Origin of the sequence: Mycobacterium scrofulaceum, assembly GCF_001667885.1 — a bacterium.
Taxonomy (GTDB): Bacteria; Actinomycetota; Actinomycetes; order Mycobacteriales; family Mycobacteriaceae; genus Mycobacterium; species Mycobacterium scrofulaceum_C.
Window position 1 is genome coordinate 1 of sequence record NZ_LZJW01000081.1, and the last position, 14,976, is coordinate 14,976.

General features: G+C 69.3%; 11 protein-coding genes. 10 read left to right on the forward strand and 1 reads right to left on the reverse strand.

What is annotated here, in order from left to right:
• From A5681_RS11900 to A5681_RS11945, 10 genes are all read left to right on the forward strand, one after another.
• On the forward strand, positions 1–1,765 hold a 1,765-nt coding region (locus A5681_RS11900; RefSeq protein ID WP_197498579.1), incomplete at its 5' end, for an arabinosyltransferase C-terminal domain-containing protein.
• Positions 1,766–1,827: 62 nt separating this feature from the next.
• Positions 1,828–2,151, forward strand: a complete 324-nt coding sequence (locus A5681_RS11905; RefSeq protein WP_067274210.1) for an ArsR/SmtB family transcription factor — start codon at positions 1,828–1,830, stop codon at positions 2,149–2,151.
• Positions 2,148–2,633 carry an SRPBCC family protein gene (locus tag A5681_RS11910; protein WP_067274213.1) on the forward strand — a complete coding sequence of 162 codons (486 nt, stop codon included), beginning with the start codon at positions 2,148–2,150 and terminating at the stop codon, positions 2,631–2,633. The genes A5681_RS11905 and A5681_RS11910 overlap by 4 nt, the downstream gene beginning before the upstream one ends.
• Entirely contained in the window at positions 2,630–3,253 is a 624-nt protein-coding gene (locus A5681_RS11915) for a maleylpyruvate isomerase family mycothiol-dependent enzyme (protein ID WP_067274216.1), read from the forward strand. The genes A5681_RS11910 and A5681_RS11915 overlap by 4 nt, the downstream gene beginning before the upstream one ends.
• 67 nt (positions 3,254–3,320) lie before the next feature.
• Positions 3,321–6,647, forward strand: coding sequence for an arabinosyltransferase domain-containing protein (locus A5681_RS11920; RefSeq protein ID WP_067274220.1), 3,327 nt, complete (start codon positions 3,321–3,323; stop codon positions 6,645–6,647).
• Complete coding sequence (gene embB, locus A5681_RS11925; RefSeq protein ID WP_067274222.1) at positions 6,644–9,871, forward strand: arabinosyltransferase EmbB; 3,228 nt, start codon at positions 6,644–6,646, stop codon at positions 9,869–9,871. The genes A5681_RS11920 and embB overlap by 4 nt, the downstream gene beginning before the upstream one ends.
• A 158-nt stretch (positions 9,872–10,029) precedes the next feature.
• Positions 10,030–10,533 carry a hypothetical protein gene (locus tag A5681_RS11930; protein ID WP_067274224.1) on the forward strand — a complete coding sequence of 168 codons (504 nt, stop codon included), beginning with the start codon at positions 10,030–10,032 and terminating at the stop codon, positions 10,531–10,533.
• Between the two features lie 105 nt (positions 10,534–10,638).
• The gene (locus A5681_RS11935; RefSeq protein ID WP_067274228.1) at positions 10,639–11,106 is read left to right on the forward strand and encodes a hypothetical protein; all 468 of its coding nucleotides are present in this window, start codon (positions 10,639–10,641) and stop codon (positions 11,104–11,106) included.
• The gene (locus A5681_RS11940) at positions 11,103–11,528 is read left to right on the forward strand and encodes an FHA domain-containing protein (protein ID WP_067274230.1); all 426 of its coding nucleotides are present in this window, start codon (positions 11,103–11,105) and stop codon (positions 11,526–11,528) included. The genes A5681_RS11935 and A5681_RS11940 overlap by 4 nt, the downstream gene beginning before the upstream one ends.
• 10 nt (positions 11,529–11,538) lie before the next feature.
• Complete coding sequence (locus A5681_RS11945) at positions 11,539–13,311, forward strand: acyl-CoA dehydrogenase family protein (protein WP_067274232.1); 1,773 nt, start codon at positions 11,539–11,541, stop codon at positions 13,309–13,311.
• A 147-nt stretch (positions 13,312–13,458) separates the two neighbouring features.
• Here A5681_RS11945 and A5681_RS11950 read toward each other — a convergent pair whose 3' ends face one another.
• Positions 13,459–14,964, reverse strand: coding sequence for an acyl-CoA carboxylase subunit beta (locus tag A5681_RS11950; protein ID WP_231996295.1), 1,506 nt, complete (start codon positions 14,962–14,964; stop codon positions 13,459–13,461).
• Between the last annotated feature and the right edge of the window lie 12 nt (positions 14,965–14,976).

The following is a 14,976-nucleotide window of genomic DNA, read 5'->3' on the forward strand; positions in this document are numbered from 1 at the left end:
CAAGCGGGCCGTCGGCCCGAGCCTGAGCTGGTTCGACGAACACATCCGCTACGAGCGGCTGTTCATGGCCAGCCCCGACGGCTCGGTCGCCCGCCGCTTCGCCGTGCTGGCCCTGGTCCTGGCGCTCGCGATCACGGTCGCAATGTCGTTGCGCAAGGGCCGAATTCCGGGCACGGCCGCCGGACCGAGCCGCCGCATCGTCGGGATCACGATCATCTCGTTCATCGCGATGATGTTCACCCCCACCAAGTGGACCCACCACTACGGGGTGTTCGCGGGGCTGGCCGGACCGCTGGGCGCGCTCGCCGCCGTCGCCGTGACCTCCCTCGCGATGCGGTCGCGACGCAACCGCACCATGTTCGCCGCCGCGGTGCTGTTCCTGATGGCCCTGTCCTTCGCCAGCGTCAACGGCTGGTGGTATGTCTCCAATTTCGGTGTGCCGTGGTCGAATTCGTTCCCGGCATGGCACTACGCCTTCGCCACCGCGCTGCTCGGGCTGACGGTCGTGGTGCTGCTGCTGGCCGCGTGGTTCCATTTCGTCGATCCGGAAAACGGCGCACCGAAAACCCGCCTGGGTGCGCGAATCGCGGGAATCGTCCAGTCCCCGTTGGCAATTGCGACGTGGCTGCTGGTCGTGTTCGAGGTGGCGTCGCTGACCCTGGCGATGACCGCCCAGTACCCGGCCTGGTCGGTGGGCCGCTCCAACCTGGAGGCCCTCACCGGCAAGTCCTGCGGACTGGCCGAGGACGTGCTGGTGGAACAGGATCCCAACGCCGGCGCGCTGGCGCCGGTGAGCGCCACGGTGGCCGACGCGCTGGGCGCGGGCCTGTCGGAGGCCTTCACCCCCAACGGCATTCCCGCCGACGTCCGCGCCGACCCGGTGATGGAACGCCCGGGCGACCGTAGCTTCATCAACGACGACAGGCTGGTCACCGGCGCCGAGGCGGGCACCGAGGGCGGCACCACCCCGGCACCGGGGATCAACGGCTCGGTCGCCCAGTTGCCCTACAACCTCGACCCGGCGCGGACACCGGTGCTCGGCAGCTGGCGGTCGGGCATCCAACTGCCCGCCCATCTGCGGTCGGGTTGGTACCGGCTGCCCACCCGCGACAACGCCCGGCCGCTGCTGGTGGTGAGCGCGGCCGGCCGCTTCGACCCCCGCGAGGTACAGGTCCAGTGGGCGACCGATGACCAGGCGGCCAGCGGGCACCCCGGCGGGTCGTTCCAACTCTCCGACGTGGGCGCCTCCCCGGCGTGGCGCAACTTGCGCCTGCCGCTGTCGGCCATCCCCCGCAACGCCACCCAGATCCGGTTGGTCGCCGACGACGAGGACCTGGCGCCGCAGCACTGGATCGCCCTGACCCCGCCGCGCATCCCGCAGCTGCGCACGCTGCAGGACGTCGTCGGCTCGAAGGACCCCGTGTTCCTGGACTGGTTGGTCGGCCTGGCGTTCCCCTGCCAGCGCCCGTTCGGCCACCAAAACGGCGTCGACGAGACGCCGAAATGGCGCATCCTGCCGGACCGTTTCGGCGCCGAGGCCAACTCGCCGGTGATGGACAACAACGGCGGCGGCCCGCTCGGCGTCACCGAGCTGCTGCTGAAGGCGACCACGATGGCGACCTATCTGAAGGACGACTGGTCGCGCGACTGGGGTTCCCTGCAACGGTTGACGCCCTATTACCCCGGCGCGCAGCCCGCCCGCCTGCAGCTGGGGACGGCCACGCGCAGCGGTCTGTGGAGCCCCGCGCCGCTGCGCAAGAGCTAGCACTCCGGAGGCGTCCAGCAGGTCTTGTCCGGCCCTTATCGGTAAGTCTATGCTTACCGTTCGTGGCCACTTACCAAAGCGGCGCCGCGTGGCTGGCCCTGGCCGACGGGACGCGGCGGGCCATCGTAGAACGCCTCGCGCACGGCCCCTCGGCGGTGGGCGACCTGGCCCGAGACCTGCCCGTCAGCAGGCCGGCCGTCTCGCAGCACCTCAAAGTGCTCAAGTCCGCGGGCCTGGTGCGTGACCGCGCCGCCGGGACTCGCCGCGTGTATCAGCTCGACCCCGCCGGGCTCGGGGCGTTGCGCGCAGAGCTGGACCGGTTCTGGACCCAAGCGCTGGCCGGCTACGCGCAGAGGGTCGACGAGAGCGAAGGAGAAAGCCTGTGACTCAACGGATTCCGAACATCACCCACACCGTCGTCGTCAACGCCCCGATCGCGCGGGCTTTCGCGGTGTTCACCGAACGATTCGGCGACTTCAAACCGCAGGAGCACAACCTGCTCGGGGTCCCGATCGCGGAGACCGTCGTCGAGCCGCGGGTCGGCGGGCACATCTACGACCGTGGCGTCGACGGCAGCGTCTGCCGCTGGGCGCGGATCCTGGCCTACGAGCCGCCGCACCGGCTGGTGTTCAGCTGGGACATCGGCCCCACCTGGCAAGTGGAATCCGACCCGTCGAAAACCAGCGAGGTCGAAGTGCGGTTCACCGCCGAGTCCGGCTCGCGCACCCGGGTCGACCTCGAACACCGGCACCTGGATCGTCATGGTCCCGGCTGGCAATCCGTCGCGGAAGGCGTGGACGGCGATGCGGGCTGGCCGCTGTACCTCGGCCGCTACGCCCGCCTGCTGCCCCTCGAGGACCCGACATGACGCCCACCCTGATGAGCCTGGCCCACGACGAGCGGGCCGACCTGGCCGAATTCCTGGCCACCCTGACACCGCAGCAGTGGGAGGCGCCCAGCCTGTGCTCGCGCTGGACGGTCAAAGACGTTGTCGCGCATACGATCAGCTACGAAGAGCTCGGCCCGCTGGGCCTGGTGAAGCGCCTCGCGAAAGGCTGGGTCGTCCGGGCCAACCAGGTGGGCGTCGACGAGTTCGCCGACCTCAGCGCTCAACAGCTCCTCGACTTTCTGCGAGCCCATCTCCAACCGCGCGGGCTGACAGCGGGTTTCGGCGGAATGATCGCGCTCGTCGACGGCACCATCCATCACCAAGACATCCGTCGCGCGCTGAACCGGCCCCGCGTCGTCCCCGCCGATCGGCTCGGGCGCGTGCTCGAGCTGGTGCCGGGCAACCCCAGGCTCGGGGCCGGACGCCGGATCCGGGGGCTGCGCCTGCGCGCCACCGACCTCGATTGGGAACACGGACGCGGGCCCGACGTCACCGGCCCGGGCGAGGCGCTGCTGATGGCGATGTCCGGTCGCCCGGCGGCGCTCGCCGACCTCGAGGGGCCGGGCCTGAACACCCTGGCCGCCCGGCTCCGCAGCTGACGCCGCGCGGCCCCGCGCGGCCCCGCGTCCTCAGCGGACAAAGCGGCTTCGCTTACGATCGAGCCTCGTGCCCCACGACGGTAATCAGCGATCGCAGCGGATCCCACGGTTGGTGGCCGCCGTCGCGGGCATCGTGGGACTGCTGCTGTGCGCGCTCGTCCCGTTGCTTCCGGTCAAGCAGACCACCGCGACGGTGCTGTGGCCGCAGGGCATCGCGGACGGGCACGTCACCCAGATCACCGCACCCCTGGTGTCCGGGGCGCCGCGCGCGCTCGACATCTCCATCCCATGCGCGGCGATCGCGACCCTGCCCGCCGACGGCGGTCTGGTGGTGTCGACCCTGCCCGCCGGCGGGATCGACGCCGGCAAGGACGGGCTGTTCGTGCGGGCCAACAAAGACCTGGTGGTCGTGGCGTTCCGCGACACCGTGGCCGCGGCGGCGCCGCGGGCGGCGGTCGCCGGCGGCGCCTGCAGCGTGCTGCACGCCTGGGCCAACGCGGGTGCGGCGGGCGCCGAGTTCGTGGGCATGCCCGGCGCCTCGGGTGTCCTGGCGTCGGAGAAGAAGCCCCAGGTGGGTGGCATCTTCACGGACCTGAAGGTGCCCGCCCAGCCGGGGCTGTCGGCCCGCATCGACATCGACACCCGCTTCATCACCGCCCCGACCGCCCTCAAACAGCTCGTGATGGCCGTGGGTGCCCTGGCCGTTCTGACCGCCGTGATCGCGCTCGCCGCCCTCGACCGTCGCAGCCGCGGCGGCGGCACGCTGGTCAATTGGCAGTCGCCGATCGCGTGGCTCTCCCGGTACCGGCCCCGGGCGCGGTGGAGTTCCTGGCGCCGCGTTGGGCTCGCCACCTGGATCGCCGACGTCGGAGTCATCGCGACGCTGCTGGTCTGGCACGTCATCGGCGCCACCTCGTCGGACGACGGCTACAACCTCACGATCGCCCGCGTCTCCCCGAAGGCCGGCTACATCGTCGATTACTACCGCTACTTCGGCACGACGGACGCGCCGTTCGACTGGTACCTCGGGGTGCTGTCCAAGCTGGCGTCGGTGAGCACCGCCGGAGTGTGGATGCGGTTGCCGGCCACGCTGGCCGGGATCGCGTGTTGGTTGGTGATCAGCCACTGGATCCTGCGGAGGCTGGGCCCCGGCAGGGGCGGCCTGGCGGCGAACCGGGTGGCGGTGTTCACGGCGGGCGCGGTGTTCCTGGCCGCCTGGCTGCCGTTCAACAACGGGCTGCGGCCCGAGCCGCTGATCGCCCTGGGCGTGCTGGTCACCTGGATGCTGGTGGAGCGGGCGATCGCGCTGCAACGCCTGGCCCCGGCCGCGGTCGCGATCTTCGTCGCGATGCTCACCGCGACGCTGGCGCCGCAGGGCCTGATCGCCGTCGCCGCGCTGCTGACCGGTTCGCGGGCCATCGCCCGGACGATCCGGCGGCGCCGGGCCACCGACGGGCTGCTTGCTCCGCTGGCGGTGCTGGCGGCGTCGCTGTCCCTGATCACCATCGTGGTCTTCCACGGTCAGACGCTGGCCAACGTCGCCGAGTCGGCGCGCATTAAGTACAAGGTCGGGCCGACGATCGCGTGGTACCAGGACTGGCTTCGCTACTACTTCCTCACGGTGGAGTCCAATCCCGACGGGTCCATGGCGAGACGGTTCGCGGTGCTGGTGCTGCTGCTGTGCGTGTTCGGGATGCTGGTCATCCTGCTGCGGCGGGGACGGGTGCCCGGGGTGGCCAGCGGCCCGGCCTGGCGGCTGATCGGTACCGCCGCCATCGGACTGCTGCTCCTGACGTTCACCCCGACGAAGTGGGCGGTGCAGTTCGGCGCGTTCGCCGGACTGACCGGGGCGCTGGGCGCGGTCACCGCGTTCGCGCTTTCGCGGATCGGCCTGCACAACCGCCGCAACCTGACGCTGTACGTCACGGCGCTGCTGTTCGTCGTCGCGGTGGCGACCTCGGGCGTCAACGGCTGGTTCTACGTCGGCAACTACGGGGTGCCCTGGTACGACATCCAGCCGGTGATCGCCAGCCACCCGGTGACGTCGATGTTCCTGACGTTGTCCATTCTCACCGGGCTGCTGGCCGCGTGGCAGCACTTCCGTATGGACTACGCGGGCCACACCGAAGTCAAGGACAACCGGCGCAACCGGGTGCTGGCGTCGACACCGCTGCTGGTGGTCGCGAGCATCATGGTGGTCGGCGAAGTCGCCTCACTGACCAAAGGCGCGGTGTTCCGCTACCCGCTCTACACCACCGGCAAGGCCAACCTCGCGTCCATCGCTGCCGGCCTGTCCCCGACGAGCTGCGCCATGGCCGACGACGTCCTTGCCGAGCCCGACCCCAACGCCGGCATGCTGACGCCGGCGCCCGGGCAGGCTTTCGGTCCCGACGGCCCGCTCGGCGGGGTCAACCCGGTTGGCTTCAAGCCCGACGGCGTCGGCGACGACCTGCGGTCGTACCCGGTGGTGACCAAGCCCGGCGTGGTGAACTCGGATGCGTCGCCCAACAAGCCCAACGCCGCCATGAGCGACTCGGCGGGCACCGCCGGCGGGAAAGGCCCCGCCGGCGTCAACGGCTCCCACGCGGCGTTGCCATTCGGGCTCGACCCGGCCCGCACCCCGGTGATGGGCAGTTACGGCGAGAATTCGCTGGCCGCCACGGCGACGTCGGCGTGGTACCAGCTGCCGCCGCGCACCCCGGACCGGCCGATCGTCGTGGTGTCGGCATCCGGCGCGATCTGGTCCTACAAAGAGGACGGCACCTTCACCTACGGGCAGTCGCTCAAATTGCAGTGGGGGGTCACCCGCCCCGACGGCACCACCCAGCCGTTGGCCGAGGTGCAGCCGATCGACATCGGCCCCGAGCCGGCGTGGCGCAACCTGCGGTTCCCCCTGACCTGGGCGCCGCCCGAGGCCAACGTGGCGCGCATCGTCGCCTACGACCCGAACCTGAGCTCGGATCAGTGGTTCGCGTTCACCCCGCCGAGGGTGCCGGTGCTGGAAACCCTGCAGCAGCTGATCGGGTCGCGCACGCCCGTGTTGATGGACATCGCGACCGCCGCGAACTTCCCCTGCCAGCGCCCGTTCTCCGAACACCTCGGCGTGGCCGAACTTCCGCAATACCGCATCCTGCCCGACCACAAGCAGACGGCGTCGTCGTCGAACGGATGGCAGGCGAGCGAGGCCGGCGGCCCGTTCCTGGTCACTCAGGCGATGCTGCGCACCTCGACGGTCTCGACGTATCTTCGCGGCGACTGGTATCGCGACTGGGGATCCGTGGAGCAGTACTTCCGGCTGGTGCCGGCTGACCAGGCGCCGGACGCCGTAATCGAACAGGGTGTGATGACAGTGCACGGCTGGAGCCGGCAGGGACCGATTCGGGCGCTGCCATGAGCGTCACGACCGTGAACCACCGCGAAGAAAAGGCGACCGCCCGTCAAGACGTGCGCGTGACGCGCTGGGTCGCGACCATCGCCGGCCTGATCGGCTTCGCCCTGTCGGTCGCGACGCCGTTGCTGCCGGTCGTGCAGACCACCGCCACCCTCAACTGGCCGCAGGGCGGACAGCTGAACAGCGTTACGGCGCCGTTGATTTCGCTGACCCCGGTGGACGTGACGGCAACCGTGCCGTGCTCGGTGGTGGGCGCCCTGCCGCCGGACGGCGGGGTCGTGCTGAGCACCGCGCCCAAGAAGGGCAAGGACGCCGCGCTGAACGCGTTGTTCGTCGTCGTCAACGCCAAGCGCGTCGACGTCACCGACCGGAATGTGGTGATCGCCAGCGCGTCTCGCGACCAGGTCATGTCGCCGCAATGCCAGCGCATCGAGATCACCTCGACGAAAGCCGGCGCCTTCGCCACCTTCGTCGGACTGAACGATCCGGCGGGCAGGCCGATCGGCGGCGGCTTCCCCGACCCGAACCTGCGGCCGCAGATCGTCGGCGTGTTCACCGACCTGACCGGCCCCGCCCCACCGGGTCTGAAACTGTCGGCCACGATCGACACCCGGTTCTCCACCACCCCAACCACTTTGAAGCTGACCGCGATGGTGCTGGCCATCGTGTCCACCATCGTCGCGCTGATCGCGTTGTGGCGCCTCGACCAACTGGACGGCCACCGGATGCGCCGGCTCATTCCGGCGAACTGGCGCACCTTCACCCTGGCCGACGTCACGGTGATCTCCGGGTTCGTGCTCTGGCACGTTATCGGGGCGAACTCGTCCGATGACGGCTACATCCTGGGGATGGCCCGCGTCGCCGACCACGCCGGCTACATGTCGAACTACTTCCGGTGGTTCGGCAGCCCGGAGGACCCGTTCGGCTGGTACTACAACCTGCTGGCGCTGATGACCCATGTCAGCGATGCCAGCCTGTGGATGCGGCTGCCGGACCTGATCGCGGGAATCGTCTGCTGGCTGCTGCTTTCGCGTGAGGTGCTGCCCCGCCTGGGGCCCGCGGTCGCCGGCAGCAAGGCGGCGAACTGGGCGGCGGGCATGGTTCTGCTGACCGCGTGGATGCCGTTCGACAACGGGCTGCGCCCGGAGCCGATCATCGCCGTCGGTTCGCTGATCACGTATGTGCTGATCGAGCGCTCGATGCGCTACAGCCGGCTGACGCCCGCCGCCCTGGCGGTCATCACCGCGGCGTTCACCCTCGGCGTCCAGCCCACCGGATTGATCGCGGTGGCCGCGCTGGTCGCCGGTGGCCGCCCGATCCTGCGCATTCTGGTCCGCCGGCATCGGCTGGTCGGCACCCTGCCGCTGGTGGCGCCCATGCTGGCCGCCGGCACGGTGATCCTGACCGTGGTGTTCGCCGATCAGACGCTGTCAACGGTGTTGGAAGCCACCAGGATTCGGACCGCCATCGGCCCCAGCCAAGCGTGGTACACCGAAAACCTGCGCTACTACTACCTGATTCTGCCCACCGTCGACGGCTCGCTGTCGCGCCGTTTCGGCTTCCTGATCACCGCGCTGTGCCTGTTCACCGCCATGTTCATCATGTTGCGCCGCAAGCGGGTTCCGGGCGTGGCCCGCGGGCCGGCGTGGCGCTTGATGGGCGTGATCTTCGGGACCATGTTCTTCCTGATGTTCACCCCCACCAAGTGGGTGCATCACTTCGGGCTGTTCGCGGCGGTGGGCGCGGCGATGGCGGCGCTGACGACGGTGCTGGTGTCGCCGAAGGTGCTGCGCTGGTCGCGCAACCGGATGGCGTTCCTCGCGGCGGTGTTGTTCATCCTGGCGCTTTGCTTCGCCACCACCAACGGCTGGTGGTACGTGTCCAGCTATGGCGTGCCGTTCAACAGCAGCATGCCCAAGGTCGGCGGGATCTCGATCAGCACAATCTTTTTCGCGCTCTTTGTGATCGCCGCGGTGTATGCGGCCTGGTTGCACTTCGCCGACACCAGCCACGGCGAGGGCCGGCTGGCGCGAGCGCTGACGGCCGCGCCGATCCCGCTGGCCGCCGGCTTCATGGCGCTGGTGTTCGTGGCGTCGATGGTGGCCGGCATCGTGCGTCAGTACCCCACCTACTCCAACGCCTGGGACAACTTGCGCGAGTTCAGTGGTGGCTGCGGTCTGGCCGACGACGTGCTCGTCGAGCCGGACAGCAACGCCGGCTTCATGGCGGCCCTGCCCGGCGATTACGGCCCGTTGGGGCCCCTGGGTGGCGTGAACCCGACGGGATTCACCCCCAACGGCGTTCCGGACCGCACACTGGCCGAGTCGGTCAAGGAAACGTCGGTGCCGCAGCCGGGCACCGACTACGACTGGGACGCGCCGCTCAAGCTCACGACGCCCGGCATCAACGGATCGACGGTGCCGCTGCCGTACGGCCTCAACCCCGCTCAGGTTCCGCTGGCCGGCAGCTACACGACCGGGGCGCAACAGCAGAGCAGGCTCACCTCGGCGTGGTACCAGCTGCCGAAGGCGGATGACGGGCACCCGCTGGTGGTGGTGACCGCGGCGGGCACGATCGCCGGCAACAGCATCCTGCACCACCACACCAACGGTCAGACGGTCGAGCTGGAATTCGGCAGGCCCGGTCCGGGTGGTGTGGTGCAGCCGGGCGGCAGGCTGGTCCCCTACGACCTCTACGGCGAGCAACCCAAGGTGTGGCGCAACCTGCGCTTCGCGCGGTCCCAGATTCCCGCCGACGCCGTCGCCGTGCGACTGGTCGCCGAGGACCTGTCCCTGACCCCGGACGATTGGATCGCGGTCACCCCGCCCCGGGTTCCGGAATTGCGCTCGTTGCAGGAGTATGTCGGTTCGACGCAGCCGGTGCTGATGGACTGGGCGGTGGGGCTGGCGTTCCCGTGCCAGCAGCCGATGTTGCACGTCAACGGCGTCACCGAGATTCCCAGGTTCCGCATCACTCCGGACTACAACGCGAAGAAGCAGGACACCGACACGTGGCAGGACGGCGTCAACGGTGGCCTGCTGGGGATCACCGATCTGCTGCTGCGGGCCCATGTGATGTCGACCTACCTGTCGCACGACTGGGGCCGGGACTGGGGATCGCTGCGCAAGTTCGACACCATCGCCGACGCCCATCCCGCACAGCTCGAACTGGGCACCGCGACGCGCAGCGGCTGGTGGTCGCCGGGGCCGATCCGCATTAAACCGTAAAAGCGTTATAACGCCTTTTCTTCCGCAATTGCTCAGCCGCCCAATAGCGGGCGCAAATTAACGAATGAGTAATTGTCGGAATTAGGTTTGATTTTGTCGCACTCGGGTTAATACCTAACCGCTGTGATCCAGTTCACACGGGAAGAACGGGTGGGCCCATGTACACGCTGAGACGTCTCCGAACATGCGCGGCGCTGATCGCGGTGGTAATCACCTGGGCGATGACATTCGGCGTCAAGGCCCACGCCGACGGAGGTACCACGGTCGTGCTGGACAACTATTTGCGGCGCTGCGATTTCAGCCGCGTCGGGGTGGCGCCCAAGGTGCCGAGCCCGATGCTCGGCACCGGCTCGGCGGTCATCCGTACCACCGGGTCAAAAGCGGTCGCCGAGGTGCACCTGTACGACGAGCCCGAGCCCGGCACCCACCTCGATGTCGGGCTGATCCAGATGCCCCGGCCGTCGTCGAGCACCTGCGGACCGGGTGACCCCGGGACTGCTTTCGCCGGCATGGATATCGACGCTGCGGGCAATGGCACAACGACCGTGCAGGACACCATTCGACCCGGGACGACGGGGGTATGGGTGATTGTCGAGCGCGCCAATGCCAACTCCCAGAGCCCGGCGGAGTTCTACACATCGGAGTTCGTCGCACCGGTATAACCACTCGTTCGGCGGGCAGTGCCTAAAGTCCCTATCTCTGCGACGCGGTCGAGTGCTCCGATAAAGGGGTCGCACCGTAAGGGGCGTCAGATGAAAGGTACGACAATGGACGCTTCCCAACAGTCCCAAGCCTCGACGCGCTTTTTCTGCCGCGCGCTCGGTCCCTTCCTCGTCGTCATCGACGTGACGGCGGTGGCGCGCTCCTCCGACATGCAGTCGCTGCTGTCACAGTTCGAGGCGAACTCGATGTGGACCTTCGTGACCGGAGCCTTCATCTTGCTGCTCGGCCTGACCATCGTCGCCGCCCACCAGAGCTGGCGCGGCGCCGCGGCGGTCATCGTCTCCCTGCTCGGCTGGCTGATCGTGCTGCGCGGTCTGCTGCTGGTGGCGTTCCCCAAGTTCTTCGCCTCGCTGGCCAACGACATGATCGGCGCGCAGGGTTGGTGGATCGCGGCGTGCGTCGTGTTCGCCCTGGTCGGCCTGTACCTGACCTACGTCGGCTGGGCACCCGCGCCGCACCGACCGGCGTCGCAAGCGGCGGTGGCCAACCCGGACCTGCCGCGAGCCGCGTGAGCGAGACGGGGTCGACGCCGCACCCGCCGGCTCAAGGCGAGAGCCTGGAGGAGCTCACCGGCGCCCTCGGTACCGCCGTTCCCGCCGAATTCGACGCGGCGGTCGAGGACACGCCGACGCCGACCCCCGGCTCGGCGTTGCTCGTCGTGAAGCGGGGGCCCAACGCAGGTGCACAGTTCGCCTTGACCCGACCCGTCACGTCCGCCGGGCGCCATCCCGAAAGCGACATCTACCTCGACGACATCACCGTCAGCCGTCGGCACGCCGAATTCCGAAGCGGCGGCGGCCAATTCCGCGTCGTCGACGTGGGCAGCATGAATCAGACCTACGTCAACCGGGAGCCCGTCGATTCCGCGGTGCTGGCCAACGGCGACGAAATCCAAATCGGCAGGGTCCGGCTGGTCTTCCTCACCAGCGCGTAGCGTCTCAGCCATGAGCGACTACGCCGCAGAGGCGGTAGACCGGCTCCCCTTCTCCACCGAGGAGAAGGGGCAGCGCTACCGCACCGAGAACTACCGCGGGGCCGTGGGCCTCAACTGGTACCTCACCGACCCCACCCTGCAGTTCACCATGGCGTACTACCTGCGGCCGGAGGAACTGGCCGTCGTGGAGCCGCATCTGGTGCGCATGGGCGAACTGATGGGCGGCCCGGTCGCGAGGTGGGCGGAGGAGACCGACCACAACCCGCCCCGGCTGGAACGCTACGACCGGTGGGGACACGACGTCAGCCAGGTCGTCATGCCGGCGTCGTTCACCCAGTCCAAGCGCGCGGTCCTCGACGCCCAGCAGGCGCTGCGCAACGACGCCCGCGCCGCCAAGGTGAGCTCCGGGCTGGGCCTGTTCGCGTCGAATTACCTGCTCAACCAGGCAGACATCGGGATGGGCTGCGCGCTGGGCACCGGCGGCGGCATGGTCCAGTCGCTGGTGGCCGCCTACGCGCCGGCCGACGTGCGCGAGCACGTGCTGGCCAAATTCGCCTCCGGCGAGTGGGCCGGGGAGACGGCGCAACTGCTGACCGAACGCACCGGCGGCTCGGACCTGGGCGCGCTGGAGACGACGGCGACCCGCGTCGGGGATTCCTGGATCCTCAACGGCTTCAAGTGGTTTGCCTCCAACTGCGCCGGCGAGGCGTTCGTCGTACTGGCCAAGCCGGAGGGCGCGCCCGACTCGACACGCGGCGTCGCCAACTTCCTGGTGCTGCGCACCCGGCGCGACGGGTCACGCAACGGGGTGCGGGTGCGCCGCCTCAAGGACAAGCTCGGCACCCGCTCGGTGGCCTCCGGCGAGGTGGAATTCGTTGACGCGGAAGCGTTTCTGCTGTCCGGGGAGCCCAGCGGCGAGGCGGGCCCGTCGGACGGCAAGGGCTTGGGTCGCATGATGGAGCTGACCAACGCCGCGCGCCTCGGCATCGCCCTGTTCGGGCTCGGCAACGCGCGCCGCGCCCTGGTCGAGTCGCTGTGCTACGCCCGCCGACGGCACGCGTTCGGTGGCGCGCTGATCGACAAGCCGCTGATGCGGCGCAAGCTCGCCGAGATGATCGTCGACGTGGAGGCCGCGCAGGCCATGGTCTTCGACGGCACCGGAGCCGCCAACCACCGCCAGCCCCGCGGCATGCGGCAGCGCATCGCGGTGCCGGTGACCAAGCTGAAAGTGTGCCGGCTCGGCATCACCTCGGCGTCCGATGCGATCGAAATCCACGGCGGCAACGGCTATATCGAGACCTGGCCGGTGGCCCGGCTGCTGCGCGACGCGCAGGTGAACACGATCTGGGAGGGGCCCGACAACATCCTGTGCCTGGACGTGCGACGCGGCATCGAGCAGACCCGCGCGCACGAGGCGTTGTTGGCGCGGCTGCGCGACGCGGTGTCGGTGTCGGACGACGACGACACCACGCGGCTGGTCGCCGGGCGCATCGAGGACCTCGACGCCGCCATCACCGCGTGGTCCAAGCTGGACCGTGACATGGCCGAGGCCCGGCTGTTCCCGCTGGCCCAATTCATGGGCGACGTGTACGCGGGCGCGTTGCTCACCGAGCAGGCCGCCTGGGAACGCGAGACCCGCGGCGGGGAGCGCAAGGCGCTGGTCGCCCGGTTGCATGCGCAGCGGTACCTCGCCGATCGCGGCGCGTTGCGCGGCATCGACGCCGAGTCCGACGAGGCGCTGCAGCGGTTCGACGAACTGGTCGACGGCGCGCTGCAGGGCTAGCGATCGCTGCCCGCCACGCGGGGCACCGCGCGGCAACCACCACTTCGTCCACGGATTTGATATCGCACGCGATATCAAGTTTCGCGGTCGGCATATGGTCGGCGAGACGGTGCCGGGCGGCCAATGAAACTTCGCCGCGGGGCGGATCTAGACCGGAATCAGCCCGTGCTTTCGCGCCGTGCGGAACCATAACTGCTTGTCCCGCAACAACTTCATGGACTTACGCAGCAACAGCCGGGTGTCGTGCGGGTCGATGACCGCGTCGATGAAGCCGCGTTCGGCGGCCGTCCACGGGATCGCCATGTTGAGGTTGTAGCCCTCGATGAAGTCCTTCTTGATCTGCTGCGCCTCGGGGGTGGTCGGGTCGGGGAACCGCTTCATCAGCAGCTGCGCGGCGCCCTCGCCGCCGATCACCGCGATGCGCGCGGTGGGCCAGGCGAAGTTGAAGTCGGCTGTCAGCTGCCGGGACCCCATCACGGCGTACGCGCCGCCGTAGGACTTGCGGACGGTGATGGTCACCTTCGGCACGTCGGCCTCCACGACCGAGTAGAGGAACCGTCCGCCGCGCTTGATGATGCCCCGCTTCTCCTCCTCGGCGCCCGGCAGGAACCCGGGGGTGTCCACCACGAAGACCAGCGGGATGTTGAACGCGTCGCAGAACCGGATGAACCGGGCCGCCTTGTCGGAGGCCTCGTTGTCGATCGACCCGGACAGGTACATGGGCTGGTTGGCGATCACGCCCACCGGGTGCCCGTCGACGCGGGCGTATCCGGTGATGATGGCCGGCCCGTGCTGCGCGGCCACCTCGAGGAAGTCACCGTCGTCGAAGATGCGCAGCAGGATCTCGTGCATGTCGTAGGCCATGTTGTCCGAGTCTGGCACGATCGAGTCGAGCTCCAGATCGGTCGGCGTGACCTCCGGCTCCAGCCCGGGGTTGACGATCGGCGGCTTGTCGAAGCAGTTCGAGGGCAGGAACGACAGGAAGTCCCGCACGTACTGGAACGCCTCCGCCTCGGAATCCACCACCTGATGGATGTTGCCGTAGCGGGCCTGCGCGTCGGAGCCGCCGAGCTCGTCCAGGGTGACCTCCTCGCCGGTCACCTCCCGAATCACGTCGGGACCGGTCACGAAGAAGTAGCCCTGGTCACGCACCGAGACCAGGAGGTCGTCCTGGATCGGCGAATACACCGCTCCCCCAGCGCACTTGCCGAAGATGAGGGAGATCTGCGGCACCAACCCCGACAGCGCCTCGTGGCGGCGGCCCAGCTCGGCGTACCACGCCAGCGAGGTGACCGCGTCCTGGATGCGTGCTCCACCCGAGTCCTGGATGCCGATGATCGGGCAGCCGATCATCGCGCACCACTCCATCAGGCGGGCGACCTTGCGGCCGAACATCTCGCCGACCGTGCCCTGGAACACCGTCTGATCGTGGGAGAACACCCCGACGGGCCGGCCGTCGATCGTGGCGTGTCCGGTGACGCACCCGTCGCCGTACAGCGCGTTCGGGTCGTTCGGCGTCTTGGCCAGCGCGCCGACCTCGAGGAAGGTCCCCGGGTCGACCAGCGCGTGGATGCGGGCCCGGGCACTGGGGATGCCCTTCTTGTCGCGCTTGGCGACGGCCTTCTCACCGCCGGGCTCCTTGGCCAGCTCCATGCGAACGTGAAG